Source organism: Pseudoxanthomonas sp. X-1 (genome assembly GCF_020042665.1).
Taxonomy (GTDB): Bacteria; Pseudomonadota; Gammaproteobacteria; order Xanthomonadales; family Xanthomonadaceae; genus Pseudoxanthomonas_A; species Pseudoxanthomonas_A spadix_A.
In genome coordinates, this window is the sequence record NZ_CP083376.1 from 4,033,719 (window position 1) to 4,049,276 (window position 15,558).

10 protein-coding genes are annotated in these 15,558 nt (G+C 69.1%); 4 read left to right on the plus strand and 6 right to left on the minus strand.

Features of this window, described 5'->3' with window-relative positions:
* Window position 1: 1 nt before the first annotated feature.
* On the minus strand, window positions 2–2,317 hold the full coding sequence (locus LAJ50_RS18150; protein ID WP_171044587.1) for a TonB-dependent receptor: 2,316 nt from the start codon (window positions 2,315–2,317) through the stop codon (window positions 2–4).
* A gap of 294 nt (window positions 2,318–2,611) precedes the next feature.
* Between LAJ50_RS18150 and LAJ50_RS18155 the strand changes: the two genes are divergently transcribed.
* Window positions 2,612–2,944, plus strand: coding sequence for a helix-turn-helix transcriptional regulator (locus LAJ50_RS18155; protein ID WP_205961525.1), 333 nt, complete (start codon window positions 2,612–2,614; stop codon window positions 2,942–2,944).
* A 307-nt stretch (window positions 2,945–3,251) separates the two neighbouring features.
* Window positions 3,252–3,536 carry a helix-turn-helix transcriptional regulator gene (locus LAJ50_RS18160; RefSeq protein ID WP_138652958.1) on the plus strand — a complete coding sequence of 95 codons (285 nt, stop codon included), beginning with the start codon at window positions 3,252–3,254 and terminating at the stop codon, window positions 3,534–3,536.
* 184 nt (window positions 3,537–3,720) lie between these two features.
* Here LAJ50_RS18160 and LAJ50_RS18165 read toward each other — a convergent pair whose 3' ends face one another.
* The 3 genes from LAJ50_RS18165 to LAJ50_RS18175 form a co-directional block, all read right to left on the minus strand.
* The gene (locus tag LAJ50_RS18165; protein WP_138652956.1) at window positions 3,721–4,203 is read right to left on the minus strand and encodes a hypothetical protein; all 483 of its coding nucleotides are present in this window, start codon (window positions 4,201–4,203) and stop codon (window positions 3,721–3,723) included.
* A gap of 229 nt (window positions 4,204–4,432) precedes the next feature.
* Window positions 4,433–6,727, minus strand: coding sequence for an NADP-dependent malic enzyme (locus tag LAJ50_RS18170; RefSeq protein WP_138652954.1), 2,295 nt, complete (start codon window positions 6,725–6,727; stop codon window positions 4,433–4,435).
* Window positions 6,728–6,899: 172 nt separating this feature from the next.
* On the minus strand, window positions 6,900–8,222 hold the full coding sequence (locus LAJ50_RS18175; RefSeq protein WP_138652952.1) for a dicarboxylate/amino acid:cation symporter: 1,323 nt from the start codon (window positions 8,220–8,222) through the stop codon (window positions 6,900–6,902).
* Between the two features lie 529 nt (window positions 8,223–8,751).
* Here LAJ50_RS18175 and LAJ50_RS18180 point away from each other — a divergent pair.
* The gene (locus tag LAJ50_RS18180) at window positions 8,752–11,379 is read left to right on the plus strand and encodes a PAS-domain containing protein (RefSeq protein ID WP_138652950.1); all 2,628 of its coding nucleotides are present in this window, start codon (window positions 8,752–8,754) and stop codon (window positions 11,377–11,379) included.
* An 89-nt stretch (window positions 11,380–11,468) separates the two neighbouring features.
* Here the strand turns inward: LAJ50_RS18180 and LAJ50_RS18185 are convergent, their stop codons facing one another.
* Window positions 11,469–12,125: a response regulator transcription factor gene (locus tag LAJ50_RS18185; RefSeq protein WP_138652948.1), complete on the minus strand. Its 657-nt coding sequence runs from the start codon at window positions 12,123–12,125 to the stop codon at window positions 11,469–11,471.
* Window positions 12,126–12,473: 348 nt separating this feature from the next.
* On the opposite strand from LAJ50_RS18185, the gene LAJ50_RS18190 reads away from it, so the two are divergent.
* On the plus strand, window positions 12,474–14,567 hold the full coding sequence (locus LAJ50_RS18190) for a phosphoglycerol transferase I (RefSeq protein WP_138652946.1): 2,094 nt from the start codon (window positions 12,474–12,476) through the stop codon (window positions 14,565–14,567).
* Window positions 14,568–14,591: 24 nt separating this feature from the next.
* On the opposite strand, the gene LAJ50_RS18195 is transcribed toward LAJ50_RS18190, so the two are convergent.
* The gene (locus LAJ50_RS18195) at window positions 14,592–15,398 is read right to left on the minus strand and encodes a MipA/OmpV family protein (RefSeq protein ID WP_138652944.1); all 807 of its coding nucleotides are present in this window, start codon (window positions 15,396–15,398) and stop codon (window positions 14,592–14,594) included.
* Between the last annotated feature and the right edge of the window lie 160 nt (window positions 15,399–15,558).

The following is a 15,558-nucleotide window of genomic DNA, read 5'->3' on the forward strand; positions in this document are numbered from 1 at the left end:
CTCACCAGTGCTTCGACACGGACACGCTCAGGAACCGCCCGACCGCCGAATAGTTCGTCGAGTCGTACGGGGCATAGCTGGACGAGGGCGCCAGGTACGAAGGTGGCGCACGGTCGAGCAGGTTCTGCCCGGAAACCTCGAGCGCCAACCCGCTCCACGGCTGGCTCCCCGCGCCCGTCTGGTAACGCAAGGTGGCGTCCATCGTGGTGAAGGAGGCGCCCTCGGTGTCGCGCGTCGTGTCCTTGACGCCCTCTTTGTAGTTTCCGAAAAGGCTCGCCGTCAGGCCGTCCTGGTCCCACACCAGGCCCAACCGGGCGCTGATGCGCGCCGGGTGGAACAGCGTGCCCGCCAGCTCGACGGGCGCCTGATCCGCCGCGATGGACTGCGTACTGTCGAGCCAGCTCGCGGAACCGCGTATCGCCAGGTGCCCCCGGCCTGCCTCGAACCGGTAGGAGCCGGAGAGATCGACCCCTTTGATCCGCTGCTGCGATGCATTGACATAGCGTCCGTCGATGATCGCCGCCACCTTGCCGGGGTCGTAAGGCGAACCGACATAATTGTAGAAGTCGCTCACGCCGGCCAATGCCGCGGATTGCTCGGCGGCGCTCGGTGCCGATACCACAAAGTCCGCGTACAGCGGATTGTTGAACACATCGTACGAGGTGATGGGCTGCAGGATGCGCTGGGTGTAATCGATGTCGAACCAGGTCAGCTCGACCTCGAGCCCCGGCAGCGCCACGGGATGGAAGGCCAGCGACGCACTGCGGGTGCGCGCACGTTCCGGCCGCAGGTTCCTGTTGCCGCCGGAGAGCCACAGCGCCGTGGCGTCGGCCGGAAGACCGGTGGCGCCGAAGGTAGAGGCCGGATAGTAGATGCCGGTCTGTCCAGAGAAGCGCTGCATCAGCGTCGGCGCCTTGAACGACTTGCCCCACGCCGCCTTGAACGTGAGCGAGCCACTGGGCGCATAGATCATTCCCAGCTTGGGCGTATTGACCCGCCCGTAGTCGCCATCTTCGCTGCGTACCGCACCACTCAGTTCAAGGCGTTCGATTCCGCGGATGCCCTGGGCCGCATCGACCAGCGGGACGCCAACTTCCGCATAAGCGAAGCGGCTGGCCTGCGCGCCATCGGCGTAACCTCGGTAGAGAAAGTCGTTGGAGCGGTATCCCACGCCCGCCGCCAGCCGCGCGTCGCCAGCGGGCAGCACCAGGATCGCGCCTTCCACCCCAAGCTCGTAACTGTGGCTGGCATTGCTGTAGGCCCCCGTGCCACTACTCAGCGCGTGCCCCGTCGACGCCAGGACGGCCGGCTGGCCGAACTCGGTCTTGTCTTTGCCAAGCGCGACGCCAAGGTGCAGGCTCCAGTCGTCGCCGAGGCGCCACCTCAGGCTCGGCGCAACCAGCGTGGTATGGGTCTTGGCCCGGTACGGGTAGTACACGCTTCCGTACGACTGGGAGGTCCGTGTCTCCCTCGCGCTGCGCAATCCGTCCAGCTGCAGTTCGGCCGTTTCACCAAGGTCTTGATGCAGGCTGAGGATGCCACTGCGCAGTTCGCCATCGGGCCACAGCGTGGAAGGGCGCAGCATGGTGCGGGCATAGCCGCGCTGATCGGAGCGGATGGGATCGTTAGACGCCTGCTTCCACGCCGCGATCAGTCCGCCGCTGGCCCACGTGGTGCCCGCGGTCGCGGTGGCCTCGCGCGTTGCCAGGCCACCCCCCGTCGCTCCGCCATAGCGCCCACCCACGGTGATGCCGTCGAAGTCCCGCTTGAGGATGACATTGGCCACGCCACCCACCGCGTCGGACCCGTACACTGCCGAGGCACCATCGGGCACGATCTCCAGCCTGTCGACCGCTTCCAGCGGGATCGCGCTCAGATCCACCGCCTGCGCGAATCCGCTGTATGCCAGACGGCGGCCATTGAGCAGGGTCAGGCTGGCATCGGGGCCCAGGCCACGCAGATTGAGGCTCGAACCGCCTGTGATGTTCTGATTGGCCGGTCCTCCGGCGGCCGCACCGACCGCGACGCCCGGATTCTGCCCGCCACCGAAGTTCTGCGGCAGGCTGCGGATCACCTCGCCCAGGTCGGTGAAGCCTTCCTCGCGGATGCGGGTGCTGTCGAGGGTGATCACCGGCGAGGGCGTGGTGCCGCCCTTGATGCGGGTGCCGGTGACCTGGACGGTGTCCAGTTGAACGGCGGACTGGGTCGGCTGGTCGTCCTGTCCTGAGTCCGTGGGCTGGTTGCCGCTATCGGTCTTGCGTATGACTTCCTGTGCGTCGACCGCGCCGCTCAGCGCGACGGCGACCCAGAACAGCATGCTGCGAACGACGTGTGGTGATTGCCTCGACTCCATGATGCGTCTTCCCCGTTGGCATCCGACAGGCACGACCTGAGCGTTGCGGCCGTCGGACAGCCGCAGGCGAAGGTGCATTCCCGTCTGTTGACTTGCTTTCCCACGCCCACGCCGAGCGGCGGCCGCACGCGCCGGCTCTCAAGGCGAAAGGCCCCCATGGCTACGATATACGTAGCACCATGAACACTACGTTTTACGTAGTATCGATGTCAAGCGCCGTTTCCGAAGCTTCCGCATATCGAGGACTGATATGCACGCATGACGCGGAAGCCGCCAGGCAATGTCTACGGCCGACGCCTGCGCGAGGCGCGGGACTTCTACGGGTTTTCCCAGCTCCATCTGGCGGTCGCCGCGCGCCTGGACGAGTCCGGCGCCAGTGCGCGGATCAGTCGCTATGAAACCGGCGTCCATCAACCCAAGCTGGGCCTGCAGCAGCGGTTTGCCAGCGTGCTCGCGCTGCCGACGAGTTACTTCTACATCGAGGATGACGCCGAAGCGCTGAAGGTCCTCGATGCATGCCGAAGCGACGCTCCACTCGACACCCTGGCCCGAGTGATGCGTCAGCTGGGACAGACCAGGGCGTCGAGTTAGCCTGTCGCAGGTGGGCACAGCTGACAGGCCCGCCGGGGACAGGGATGACAGGAACCGCAGCACGCTGGAGCGAAAACGCCTAGCTGCCGCAGTCGAGCCCGACGGGCCGCGCGACGGCAAGATGCTGCGCCTCGCCGCTCGGATCCGGGCATGCGCCAACCGGATCAGCCAAGACGAACTTGGTCCGATTCCGCGTCCCACTTGCTCAACGGTGCTGCCCGGATGACTAGGCTACGTTAATCGTAGTATCGAGGACTTCCGGGTCGCCGGAAGCTTTCGTGCATGGAAGGCACTCCCTCACGCGCCCGTGGCTGACAAGCAGGCGCTTCCCGTCTACAGCCGCAGGCTGCGCCAGGCGCGCGAGGCGCATGCGATCTCGCAGCGCGCCCTCGGCATCGCCGCCGGCCTGGACGAGTTCGTCGCCAGCACCCGCGTGAACCGCTACGAGACCGGCGTCCACCAGCCCGACCTGCAGACCCTGCAGCGGCTGGCCGCCGTGCTCAAGCTCCCCGTCGCGTACTTCTACGCCGAGGATGACGACCTCGCGCGACTGATCGCCGAGTTCAAGGAGCGTCCGAGGAGCAGGCGCTAGTCCGAAGTCGCGACGCTTGCTGGGCCCCGCGCGTGTCGTCCCGCGCAACGGGCCGCCAGCGGTGGTCTATGGGACGCCATTCCTGTTGTCCCGGGTGCCGCGTGCTTCATGGTCGGGGCTTCAACGTGTCGCCCCGCCGTTCGAAAGCAAAAGCGCCCCGGCGGGGCCGGGGCGCTTGGGTGGATCAGGCTTCCAGGCCCCACTTGTCGGGGTCGGCGGGCTTCTGTTTGTAGATCGTGCCGGCGAAGTCGACGTGCAGTTCGGTCCAGTCGCCTTCTCCCTGGTAGGCGAGCACTTCGAAGTGTTTCGGCTTGCGTTCCGGCTTGCCGTGTGGGGTCCATCCGGCCTGTTTGACGGCGGCCAGCGCGGCGCGCGGATCGGCGGGCACATCCGGGTGATGGTGGTGATGCTTGGGGCCGTGGTGGGGCTTCTTGTGCTCCACTTCGACGAAGCGTCCGCCCTTCTTGCTGATCCGGGTGACCTTGATCTCCGAGGGCCGGCGTTCGCCTTCCAGCTTCACTGAGAGGCCCTGCTGGAGGGGGAAGGCTTCGGCGCCTTTGGGACCCAGGTCGGCAAGGTGGACCTGGTCGCCCGACTGCAGGGTAAAGCGATGCGCGAAGACGTGTTCGATGACGCCGGTCAGCGCGACTGTTTCATGGTGCGGCATGCATTTCTCCTAAGAGCGCCCAACCGCGGGCGCGCCTAGGGAATGCGTGCTGGACTGTGGAGATTCAAGCAGGTCGCCAGGCGCCCGTTGGCAGGCGTGCAGGTTTGTCGCGCGCATCGGCGATGCGCAGCGCCAAGCCCTGGATTCCCTCGCTCGCGGGCATGAAGAACAGCGGAAGGACCGCGCAATGCTGGCCTCATGCGGCCAGCATTGCGCAGGGGCGGTCCGCTTACTCGCCCTCGCCGCGCTGTGCCAGCTGCTCGCGGATCTGGGCGTCGACCGCGGCGATGGCGGTCATGTTGAGCACGCGGCGCGGGGTGGCGCTGGCGGTGAGGATATGGACCGGCTTGGACACGCCCATCAGGATCGGGCCGATGGCCACGCCCTCGGTGAACACGCGCACCAGGTTGTAGGCGATGTTGGCTGCCTCCAGGTTGGGCAGCACGAACAGGTTGGCGCGGCCCTTCAGGGTGCTGTTGGGCATGATCTGCCGGCGCAGGGTCTCGTCCCACGCGGTGTCGCCCTGCATCTCGCCGTCCATGTTGAGGTCGGGCCGGCGCTTGAGCAGCAGCTCGCGCACCGCGCGCATCTTCAGCGCATCGCGTGAATCGTGGCTGCCGAAGTTGGAATGCGACAGCAGCGCGACCTTGGGCTCGATGCCGAACAGCTTCAGGCGGAAGGCGGCCTGCAGCGTGGCCTCGGCGATCTGTTCGGCGGTCGGATCTTCCTGCACGTGCGTGTCGACGAAGAAGAACGCGCCCTGCTGGTTGATCACGCCGGTCATGGCCGAGGTGGAACTCACGCGCGGCTCCAGCGGGATGACGCTGCGCGCGTAGCCGAGCTTCTTGTGGAAGCGCCCGACGATGCCGGTAAGCATGGCGTCGGCCTCGCCGCGGGCCACCATCACCGCCGCGATCAGAGTCGGCCGCGAGCGCATCAGCTCCTTGGCCGCGGCCACGGTCACGCCGCGGCGTTCGGTCAGGGCGTGGTAGGTCTGCCAGTACTCGTTGAAGCGCGGGTCGTCATGGATGTTGGTGACCTCGAAGTCCTGGCCGGCGACCAGGCGCAGGCCCATGCGCGTGATGCGCTGGTCGATCACCTCCGGGCGGCCGATCAGGATCGGGAAGGCCACGCCTTCGTCGACCACGGTCTGCACCGCGCGCAGCACCACTTCCTCCTCGCCCTCGGCATAGACCACGCGCTTGCGATCGGCGCGGGCGCGGTCGTAGACCGGCTTCATCATCAGGCTGGTGCGGTAGACGAACTGGCTCAGCGTGTTGCGGTAGGCCTCCATGTCCTCGATGGGGCGCTCGGCGATGCCCGAGTCCATCGCCGCCTGCGCCACGGCGCTGGACAGTTCCACCAGCAGGCGCGGGTCGAGCGGACGCGGGATCAGGTAGTCCGGGCCGAAGCTGGGCGTCTCGCCGCCATAGGCCGCGCCCAGGTCAGAGGCCTCGCGCCGCGCCAGGGCGGCGATGGCGCGCACGCAGGCGACCTTCATCTCCTCGTTGATGCCGGTGGCGCCGCAGTCCAGCGCGCCGCGGAACAGGTAGGGGAAGCACAGCACGTTGTTGATCTGGTTCGGATAGTCCGAACGGCCGGTGCCGATGATGGCATCCGGGCGCGCCTCCTTGGCGACCTCCGGCATGATCTCCGGATTGGGGTTGGCCAGGGCGAAGATGATCGGCTGCGGCGCCATCGACTTGACCATCTCGGGCGTCAGGATGCCCGGGGCCGACAGGCCCAGGAAGATGTCCGCGCCCTCGACGATCTCGGCCAGGGTGCGCTTGTCGGTGTCGCGCGCGTAGCGCTGCTTGTCCGGGTCCAGGTCGGTGCGGCCGGTGTGGATGACGCCTTCGCGGTCCAGGGCCAGGATGTTCTCGGGCTTGAGGCCCAGCGAGACCAGCATGTTGACGCAGGAGATGCCGGCCGCGCCCATGCCCGTGGTCGCCAGCTTGACCTCCTCGATCTTCTTGCCGGTGACGATCATGGCGTTGAGCACCGCCGCGCCGACGATGATCGCCGTGCCGTGCTGGTCGTCATGGAACACCGGGATGTTCATCTTCTCGCGCAGCGTGCGCTCGACCTGGAAGCACTCCGGCGCCTTGATGTCCTCCAGGTTGATGCCGCCGAAGGACGGCTCCAGCGCCGCGATGATCTCGATCAGCTTGTCCGGGTCGGTCTCGTTGATCTCGATGTCGAACACGTCGATGCCGGCGAACTTCTGGAACAGCACGCCCTTGCCTTCCATCACCGGCTTGGCCGCCAGCGGACCGATCGCGCCCAGGCCCAGCACCGCGGTGCCGTTGGTGATCACCGCCACCAGGTTGCCACGCGCGGTGTAGGTGCTGGCGGCCTTGGGATCGGCGGCGATCTCCTCGCAGGCATAGGCCACGCCGGGCGAATAGGCCAGGGCCAGGTCGCGCTGGGTGATCATCGGCTTGGTGGCGATGACCTTGATCTTCCCGGCGGGCGACTGGCTGTGGTAGTCCAGCGCGGCTTGCTTGAATTCTTCTTTGGACATCGGCGTGGTGGGCATCTTCGATGGGGGTTGGATTCTAGCGCCGCGATCCTGAGCGGACCGGCAGTGGGGGCGGTGGCGGGTCCCATCTGGCGGGAGCCGCGGCGTCTGCCGCCAGACGCAAGAGGCCGGGCTTGCGGGCCCGGCCTCAGGGTCGATGTCGCGCGGGCGGGCCTTACGCGGTGATCGGCAGGCGGTCCGGATCGGACTCCAGCTTGCCGTCCAGGGCCGCGTTGAGCTTGTCGCGGTCCAGCGCGTTCTCCCAGCGCGAGACCACGATGGTGGCCACCGCGTTGCCGGTGAAGTTGGTCAGCGAGCGGCACTCGGACATGAAGCGGTCCACGCCCAGGATCAGCGCCATGCCGGCCACCGGCACCTCCGGGACCACCGACAGCGTGGCCGCCAGGGTGATGAAGCCTGCGCCGGTGACGCCGGCGGCGCCCTTGGAGCTCAGCATCGCCACCAGCAACAGGGTGATCTGGTGGCCCAGGGTCAGCTCGGTGTTCGTCGCCTGGGCGATGAACAACGCCGCCAGCGTCATGTAGATGTTGGTGCCGTCCAGGTTGAACGAGTAGCCGGTCGGCACGACCAGGCCGACCACCGACTTCTTGCAGCCGGCCTGCTCCATCTTCTCCATCAGCGAGGGCAGCGCCGACTCGGAGGAGGAGGTGCCCAGCACCAGCAGCAGCTCGGCCTTCAGATACCGGATCAGCTTGAGCACCGAGAAGCCGCACAGCCGGCATACCAGCCCCAGAATCACCAGCACGAACAGCAGCGAGGTGATGTAGAAGCTGCCCACCAGCCAGGCCAGGTTGGCCAGCACCGCCAGGCCGTACTTGCCGATGGTGAAGGCGATCGCGCCGAAGGCGCCGATCGGAGCGGCCTTCATCAGGATGTGCACCAGGCGGAACACCGGGGTGACCAGCGCGTTGAGGAAATCGACCACGGGCCGGCCGCGTTCGCCGGTCATCGCCAGCGCGATGCCGAACAGCACGGCCACGAACAGCACCTGCAGGATGTTGTCGCCCACGAACGGGCTGATCAGCGTCTTCGGGATGATGTCCATCAGGAAGCCGGTGACCGTCATGTCGTGGGTCGCGTTGACGTACTGGTCGACCTTGGTGTGGTCCAGGTCGGCGACGTTGACGTTCATGCCCGCGCCCGGCTGCACGACGTGGGCGACCACCATGCCCACGACCAGCGCCAGGGTGGAGAAGAACAGGAAGTAGATCATCGCCTTGCCGAAGACCCGACCCACGCTGCGCAGATGGGTCATGCCGGCGATGCCGGTGACGATGGTCAGGAAGATCACGGGCCCGATGATCATCTTCACCAGCTTGACGAAGGCGTCGCCCAGCGGCTTGAGCGCCTCGCCCAGCTTGGGATCGAAGTAGCCGACCAGCACGCCGATGACGATGGCCACGATCACCTGGAAGTACAGGTGCCGGTAGAACGGAAGCGGCTTGGACGGCGCCAAGCCGGAGCTGGGAATGTGCATGGTCGAGGGACTCCTGAGGAGAGGGCGCGGGCGGTGCGACCCACGGAACGAGGCGCACGGTAGCCCCTGGCGCGGCGGCGGGCATTAGCACATTGGTACTAAGTGCCGGCCGGGAGGCGCCGAGGGTCTTTTCGAGGGAGGAAGACCTGGCGAATTTCATCCGGAAAGCCAGTAGGCGCAGGGTTCCCGCGTCCGCGGGAACGACGGGGCGGCGCCCTGTTTTCGTGGCGATCCGCTTGGCCCTTGCCTGCGGCGCGGGCAGGGAGGCCGGGAGGGGGGGGCTTCCTGCGCCACACCTGCAAAGCCCAAGCAAAATGCCCTTCCCCGGCCCTCCCCTCGCCTGCGGCTAAGAAAGGCGTTTTCTGCGGCTGTCTGCTGTTCGCACCTCACGGGAGGTCGGAGGTTTGCCGGGGGTCCCGCATCCTTCGGTTACCGCGTGGGGGCGCGGCGCCCTCGCCGCAACCGACCTCCACCAGTGTGCGACCATGCCGCGCCCGTGCCCTGCGCGTTTCGATCCGATGCCACAGCCGTGCCCCGCATCCCTCCACGCCTGATCCGGATCGCCGGCTGGTCGCTGCTGGCGGTGGCGATCGCCACGACCGCGATCGGCGCGGCGATGCTGGCGCGCAAGGCCGCGCTGGAAAGCGAACAGCGTGCGCTGGCCGACCAGCTGCACCTGCGCGCGCAATCGCTGCAGCGGCTGATCGAACGCTACCGCGTGATGCCCACCGTGCTGGCGCTGGATCCCGAGCTGCGCGCCGCCCTGCAGCAGCCACGGCAGGCGCGCGACGTGGCCGCGCTCAACCGCAAGCTGGTAGTGGCCAACGGCGCCACGCACGTCTCCACCCTGACCCTGATCGACCGCGACGGCATCGCGGTGGCGGCCAGCAACTGGGACGAGCCCACCAGCAACGTCGGCCAGGACTATGCCTTCCGCCCGTACTTCCGCAACGCGATGCGCGACGGCGCCGGCACCTTCTACGGCATCGGCGTGACCACCGGCGTGGCCGGCTACTTCATCTCCGAGGCGATCCGCGATGCGCACGGGCGCAGGCTCGGCGTGGTCGCGGTGAAGATCACCCTGGACGCGCTGGAGACCGAATGGCGCGACAGCCGCGACCTGCTGCTGCTCAGCGACAGTCATGACATCGTGTTCCTGGCCAGCCAGCCGCGCTGGCGCTACAGCGAGCTGCGCCCGCTGACCGAGCGCGACAACGAGGACCTGCGGGCCACGCGCCAGTACGCCGGCCAGCCGCTGCACCTGGCGCGGCTGCAGGTGGTGGACACCCTGCCGGACGGCGACCGCCGCGTGCAGCTGCGCAACCCCAGCGCGCGCGGACTGTGGCTGTGGAAGTCGCTGCCGCTGGAGGGACCGTCCTGGACCCTGCACGCGCTGCGCCGCGACCGCAGCGTCGCCGCGGCCTGGAGCGCGGTGGCCGTGGCGGTGGCGTGCTGGCTGCCGCTGATCCTGCTGGGCCTGTTCGTGCGCCAGCGTGTGCGCCTGGCCGAACACCGCCGCCTAAGCCGCGAGGAGCTAGAACGCATGGTCGCCCACCACGCCGAGGCGCTGCGCTCGGCGCAGGATGGGCTGGTGGATGCGGCGCGCGCGGCCGCCTCGGGCCAGTCCAGCCTGGAGCATCTGCCGCAGGGCGTGAGCGTGGTCGATGCGCAGCTGCGCCTGATCGCCTGGAACAGCCGCTACCAGGAGATGTTCCAGTTCCCGGCCGAGATGATGCAGGTCGGCCGGCCGATCGAGGACTTCTTCCGCTACAACGCGCGCAAGGGCTGGCTGGGACCGGGCCAGGCCGAGGAGGCGATCCAGCGCCGCCTGGACCATCTGCGCAGCGGCGGGGCGCACATGCACGAGCGCGAGCTGCCCAACGGCCGCGTGTTGGAGATCCGCGGCAACCCGATGCCCGACGGCGGCTTCGTCACCAGCTTCGCCGACATCACCACCTACGTGGCCGCCGCGCGCGACCTGCGCACCCTGGCCAGCACGCTGGAGCGGCGCGTGGAGGAAAGCACCGCCGACCTGCGCGCGGCCACCGCGCTGGCCGAGAACGCCAACCGCTACAAGGCGCGCTTCGTCGCCTCGGCCGTGCACGACCTGCTGCAGCCGCTCAACGCCGCGCGCATGTTCCTGGGCGCGCTGCGCGGCAAGCTGCACGACGAGGAGGAGCGCGACCTCATGCAGCGCGCGCAGACCGCGCTGGCCGCGCAGGACGATCTGCTGGCGTCGATGCTGGAGGTCTCGCGGCTGGAGGCCGGCGTGCTGCAGCCCAAGCTGGAGGACGTGGCGCTGGGCCCGCTGCTGGCCGGGCTGGCCGAGCAGTTCGGCATCCTGGCCCAGGCCCAGGGCCTGACCCTGCGTGCCGTGGACACCCGGGCGCGGGTACGCACCGACCCGACCCTGCTGCGGCGCATGTTGCAGAACCTGCTGTCCAACGCCCTGCACTACACGCCGCACGGCAAGGTGCTGCTGGGCTGCCGGCACGTGCCCGGCGCGATGCGGGTGGAAGTGTGGGACACCGGCGTGGGCATCCCGGAGAACAAGCACGCGGCGATCTTCGAGGAGTTCGCGCGGCTGGACAACGGACTGCGCCACGACCGCCGCAGCGCCGGGCTGGGCCTGTCGATCGTCGAGCGCACCGCGCGCCTGCTGGAACATCCGCTGGCGCTGCGCTCCTGGCCCGGACGCGGCAGCGTGTTCGCCATCACCGTGCCGCTGGCCGCCGCGCCGGACGCCGCGCCGATCGTGCGCGCGCCGGTGCCGGGCGCGCTGGCCGCGCAGCCGCTGCAGGGTACCCGGGTCTGGTGCCTGGATGCCGATGCGCAGGCCTGCGAGGCGCTGATGGCGCTGCTGCGCAGCTGGGGCTGTCAGGTCGCCGGCGGCAGCGCGCCGCAGACGCTGGACACGCTGGCCGGCCAGGACGCCCCGCCCGACCTGGTGCTGATGGATCTGCGCTGGGGCGAAGGGCATGGCGCGGCGGCAGTGGCAGCCCTGGAACCGGCACCGCCGCTGGTGCTGATCGGCGCGCCCGGCGAGCGCGCCGAGGCGCTCGAACACGGCCACGGCTTCCTCGCCCGGCCGATCACCCCGGCCGCGCTGCGTGCGGTGCTGACCCAGCGCCTGATGGCGAGTGGAAGGCTGCGCTGAGGCGGTGCGAGCCGGTCTTTTGACCTAGGGCAAGACGCCTTCCCGGTCAGGCGCCATCGCCGCCATGGCGGCTCCCACGACAGCAGACGCTACAAGGCGTCGTCGGGACCGGGGACGTCGTCCAGTTCGAGCGAGCGCGCCATGACGGCGGCCTGGGTGCGCGAACGGCAGCCGAGCTTGGACAGCACGGCGCCGACGTGGATCTTGACCGTGTTTTCCGCCAGCCCCAGCGCGGCGGCAATCTGCTTGTTGAGCAGGCCCTCGGCCACCAGCATCAGCACGCGGAACTGCTGCGGGGTCAGCTGCGCCAGGCGCGCGGCCAGCTGGGCGTCGGCTTCCGAGCGCGCGGCGGTCAGCGGCGGGAACCAGGTCCCGCCCTCCAGCACGGTGGCGACCGCCTCGCCGATGGTCTCCACCTGCGAGGACTTGGGGATGAAGCCGGCCGCACCGAACTGCTGGGCGCGGCGGATCACGCGCGGATCGTCGTTGGAGGAGATCACCACCACCGGCAGCTCAGGGCGCTCGCCGCGCAGCAGCGCCAGCGCCGACAGGCCGCGCGCGCCGGGCATGGCCAGGTCCAGCAGCACCAGGGCCACGTCCGGATGCTGCTCCAGCGCCACGCCCAGGGTGGAGACGCTGGAGGCCTCGACCGTGGACACGCCCGGGAAGCGCGAAGCCAGCGCGTGCAGGACCGCGGCGCGGAACAGCGGATGGTCGTCGGCGACGAGCAGGGTCGGTGGCGTCATCCGCACAGTCTAGGACACCGCGGGCGGGCGGCGCTCAGGCCGGCGCCGCGCGCAGATGTCGGATTCGCCATGTCGCCCGACCTGCGCGCGTGGATTGTTGTGGATTCGTAAAGCGCGCCGGGCGCACGACTGCGTGCGGTGGACAATTTTTCACCACGGCCGCGTCGCTCCGACTTGATGCGGTAACGCTTCGCGCCTTCGAGGCGGATGTAAAGAAGCCATGAAGTCTCGCGAGCGCGCTCGTCGCGATCTGCGGCGCGTGTCATGCAACATTCATGCATCGCTTGTCGAGCCGCGAAATTCGTGGCTAGTCTCGAGGTGTCGCTTGTACGGAAAGACGCCCAACGCATGTCCTCGTTCGTCCTGACCCTTGCCCTGCTGGCGATGGCCTGTCTGTTGTTGATGTCCGGCCGCGGGCGAGTGTGGAAGGCGTGCGTGCTCTCGCTGCTGGGCGTGCTGCTGAGCACGTGGTGGTTCATCGACCGCCTCAGTGGCGATGGCCTCAACGCGGCCACGCTGTATCACCTCAGGGCGGGCATGGAGGGTGCGGGCGTCTCGGATTTCGCGGGCGACATCGCCGCCTATGTCGCGCTGCTGCTGGCCGCGCTGCTGCCGCTGGGCCTGGCGCGCGTGCGCCGCTGGCGTCTGCGCGGGCATGCGCGGGCCACGTCCGCCGCCTTCGTCGCCGCTGCCGCGATCGCCATCACCGCCAGCCCGCTGCCGCGCGACGGCCTGCGCCTGTATCGCCTCGGCCAACCGGTCGACGGCAGCGTGGTGGCCGACGAGTACCGCGTCCCGCGCGCATCGCTGCCCACGCGCAAGAACATCGTCTGGATCTACGGCGAAAGCCTGGAGCGCACCTACTTCGACAGGAAGGCATTCGCCGGCCTGACGCCCAACCTGCAGCGGCTGGCGGCCGAAGGACTGGACTTCCGCAACGTCACCTCGGCCGATGGCGGTGGCTGGACCATCGCCGGCATGGTGTCCTCGCAGTGCGGGGTGCCGCTGACCGCCGCGCCGGGCGACGAGAACAGCTTCGGGCGCATGCACAGCTTCCTGCCGGAGGCGCAGTGCCTGGGCGACTATCTGCGCACGCAGGGCTATCGCAATGATTTCATCGGCGGAGCCGACGGCGCGTTCGCCGGCAAGGGCAGCTTCCTGGCCAGCCATGGCTACGACGATGTGCGCGATCTGGCCTGGTTCGAGGGCCAGGGCATCGATCCTCGCCATTTCTCGGCCTGGGGCGTGCACGACGACGTGCTGCTGGACCAGGTGTGGGACAGGTTCCAGGCGCTATCGCGCGCGGGCCAGCCCTTCATGCTGACCACGCTGACCATGGACACCCATCACCCCGCCGGGCACCTGCCCGTGGCCTGCCGACGGCAGGGCGAGGACGAGGTGAGCATGCGCGCGGCGATCGCCTGTTCGGACCGGTTGATCGGCGAGTTGGTCGACAGGATCCGCGCCAGCCGCTGGGCCGACGACACGGTGGTGGTCATCGCCTCCGATCATCTGGCCCTGCCCAACGAACTGGCCGGCACGCTGCGCACGCTGCACCGCGAGAACCTGCTGCTGATGCTGGGCCCGGGCATCGCGCCCAGGCAGGTGGAGACGCGCGGCGGCAGCACGCTGGATTCGGGAGCGACGCTGCTGTCGCTGCTGGATCCGGCGCTGGGCGCGATCGGCTTCGGACGCTCGCTGCTGGATCCGCATGCCAAGCCCAGCGGCAGCGCGGCCTTCGCCCGCGCCGACGGCCGGGACTTCCGCCGCTACCTGGCCTATGCCAACCAGCTGTGGACCGGACGGCAGACGCGCACGCTGCGCGTGCACGACGACCGCCTGGTCGTCGGCGTGCAGGAGCTGCGCCCGCCGGTGCTGCTGGACTACGACAGCGGCTGGAACCTGAAGAACATCACCCTGGAAGACACGCCGCGCCGCTTCCGCAAGGCCAGCCCGGAGAACACGCTGGCCTATGTCGACCGCTGCACCGCCTTCGACAACGATTCGCCCGACAGCGGCTGGTGCGCGCTGCTGATCAACAACGCCCGCGACGCGCGCCTGTACCGCAGCGGCGAGCTGGCGCACGGCGTGCGCGTGGATGCGCCGTTGCAGCGCATGGCCGGCGCGCGGCTGGAGCCGCGCCAGCCGGTGATGGTCGGCTCGGCGCTGCGCCAGACCGCACCCGGCCACTACCAGGTCACGCTGACCACCTCGCACCGGCCCAGCCACGCGTTCTGGATCGAGGCCATGGACGCGCAGGGCAAGGTGCTGGCCCAGCACTGGGCGCTGCCCGATCCTTCCGGCCGCATCGAGATGAGCCTGGACCTGGACCGCGAGGTGGACGACATGCAGATCCGCGCCTGGCTGGGTTCGCCCGATGACATCGGCGTGAACGACGACGTGGCCCTGGTCCGCGCGCCGACGCGGGCCAAGCGGTCGTGACCAACCGCCAGGCGTCGCCCGGACTCAGAAGCCGTAGGTGATGGCCCAGACCGCGCCGGGCTCGGTGCGGCGCAGCAGCAGCGGACTGCCCTGCACCTGGCTGCCGTAGCGGGTGGAGGTGAGCTGGGTCGTGGAGGTCCAGTGCGCGTCGAACTTGTGCTCCCAGCCCAGGCCCAGCGACGCCGCGTACAGCCCGGCATCGGCCTGGAAGGGGGCGAAACCGCTGCGTGCGGCCTGGGTCGGCGTCACCCCGAACCAGGCCTGGTTGTAGCGCGCATCGCCCCACCAGGTGTCCAGGTCCAGGGCGATGCCTTCGTGCGCGTTCTGGAACAGCCCCAGCTCGGTCCCCAGGTGGAACTGGGTGCGCGGCGCGGACTGGCGCAGGGTGCGCTCGATCTCGGCGCTGACCGACAGCCATGGCGTGAACTGCGCTTCCAGCAGGGTGTGCGAAGTGAACGCATCGGGCACCTGGCCCATGCCGGCCAGGCGCGTGCTGCCCGAGCGCCAGCGGCTGTCGTGGTCCACCCGGCCAAAGTCGTAGCCGACCGACTGCGACAGGCTCCAGACCGGCCCCAGCTGGAACTGCAGGCCGGCGCCGTGCTCCTGATCGGCGAACAGCACGCCATCCTGCAGCGAGAACACCGGCACGGGCGCGAACCGGCTGCCGCCGCCACCGGGATACCGCGACTCGAGCTGGGCGGCGAGGCCGATCACCTGTTCGTGGTCGCTGGCCGGCTGGGCGGCGGTCGCGTCCTGCGCCTTGGCGGGCGCAACCGCCAGCGTGCCGAGCGCCGGCACCGCCAGCAGGAGGGAAATCAAGCGCAGATGCATGGTCTAGGGTCCTGGGCGGCCAGGCCCCGCCGGCGGCGTTCCGCCAGGCGAGGCGTGGGCCAGCGCGGCGCGAATCCGCTGGCGAGCCAGGCGCATCGATGGAGATTTTCTGGCAAAAAATGTCGGGGCAATGTCGTACTTGCCGCGCCCGGAACGGCTC

Coding starts and splice junctions, on each gene's coding strand:
- LAJ50_RS18170 (WP_138652954.1), bottom strand. CDS start 6,727: ATGTCCAAAGAAGAATTCAAGCAAGCCGCGCTGGACTACCACAGCCAG.
- LAJ50_RS18195 (WP_138652944.1), bottom strand. CDS start 15,398: ATGCATCTGCGCTTGATTTCCCTCCTGCTGGCGGTGCCGGCGCTCGGC.
- LAJ50_RS18185 (WP_138652948.1), bottom strand. CDS start 12,125: ATGACGCCACCGACCCTGCTCGTCGCCGACGACCATCCGCTGTTCCGC.
- LAJ50_RS18175 (WP_138652952.1), bottom strand. CDS start 8,222: ATGCACATTCCCAGCTCCGGCTTGGCGCCGTCCAAGCCGCTTCCGTTC.
- LAJ50_RS18165 (WP_138652956.1), bottom strand. CDS start 4,203: ATGCCGCACCATGAAACAGTCGCGCTGACCGGCGTCATCGAACACGTC.
- LAJ50_RS18155 (WP_205961525.1), top strand. CDS start 2,612: ATGACGCGGAAGCCGCCAGGCAATGTCTACGGCCGACGCCTGCGCGAG.
- LAJ50_RS18150 (WP_171044587.1), bottom strand. CDS start 2,317: ATGCTGTTCTGGGTCGCCGTCGCGCTGAGCGGCGCGGTCGACGCACAG.
- LAJ50_RS18190 (WP_138652946.1), top strand. CDS start 12,474: ATGTCCTCGTTCGTCCTGACCCTTGCCCTGCTGGCGATGGCCTGTCTG.